This is a genomic window from Halorubrum sp. AD140, from assembly GCF_034497445.1.
Taxonomy (GTDB): Archaea; Halobacteriota; Halobacteria; order Halobacteriales; family Haloferacaceae; genus Halorubrum.
Genome location: NZ_JAXRUU010000262.1, coordinates 1 through 1,165 on the forward strand (window position 1 = coordinate 1; position 1,165 = coordinate 1,165).

Below are 1,165 nucleotides of genomic sequence, written 5' to 3' on the forward strand. Positions count from 1 at the left end.
GGGGGCGAGCCGGTCCGTCACCGGCCCCGGCGAAGCTCTTCGATCAGCTGTTTGATGAGCGCCGACTGCCGGTCGAGGCGCTCGGACTGCGCCTCGACGGTTCGTCGCAGCGCGGCAACCTCGGTCGCGAGGTCGTCGCCCTCGACGCCGGCGCTCTCGAACGGCGACCCGTCGAACGCGTCGGTCCCGGGAACGGGGGCGTCGGCGTCGGCTTCCGGCGCGACGGCCTCGGAGTCGCCCGCCTCCGAATCGCCGACCGCCGCGTCCGCCGCGAGCGCCTCGCCGTCGACCGTCGACCCCGGCTCCTCCTCGGCCGCCCGATCGATCCCTTCGGCGGGAGACGCGCTCCCCGTCGCGGTCGCGTCGTCGAGCGGGTCGACGGCCGCCTCGTCGACCGCCGCGTCCGCCGCGAGGGGATCCGCGCCCAGCAGATCGTCGTCTGCGGCGGCTTCCGACGATTCGGCAGTCGACCCGGGCGACTGCGACGCCGCGGTGGCAGAGTCGGCGGCGTCCGGCTCCGTCGCGGTCCCGTCCGCGTCGGCCTCCGCGTCGGCGGCGGGGGACGCCGAGAGCGGGTCGGGACCCTCGCCGAAGTCGGTCGTGCCGCCGGGTTCGGCGTCCGGTGTCGACTCCTCGGCCTCGGCGGCGACGCGGAACTCCGCTAAGCTCTCGACGCCGTGGAACGAACACACCGCGTCGGCGAGCGTCTCCCGGACCGCGCGGGCGGACTCGTTGGGGGCCTTGAACCGCTCCGAGCGGCCGTCGTGGACGAGGACGACCGCCGTGGCGACGGTCCCTTCCTCGAAGTCGAGGCCGGTGAGGTCCTCGTAGTAGAACTCCTCGAACTCGGGGTCCCAGACGGCCGAGCCGACGTGTTTGACCAGCCGCTCGCTGGTGACGATGAGGGTGAGCTCGGAGGAGCGGAAGGTTCGCACGACCGTCTCGCCGGGGCCGGTGACGCCGCTCGCCGAGAGGACGCCGGCGAGGAGCGGGTGGAGGACGTCGTCGACGCGCTTGGCCGGGACCGAGAGCGTCTCGTCGCCGTCGAGGCCGTACCCGAGGGTGATCTTCGCCTTGCGACGGCCCGTCGAGACCTCGATCCGCTCGACGTCGTGGCCGTACTCGTCGACGGACTCGTCCGAGAGGAGTCCGTCGCCGCGGAAGA

1 protein-coding gene is annotated in these 1,165 nt (G+C 73.8%); it reads right to left on the bottom strand.

Features of this window, described 5'->3' with window-relative positions:
- Nucleotides 1-17 precede the first annotated feature (17 nt).
- Nucleotides 18-1,165: hypothetical protein (locus tag U4E84_RS18040; protein WP_322533446.1), on the bottom strand; the 1,148-nt coding region annotated here is incomplete at its 5' end.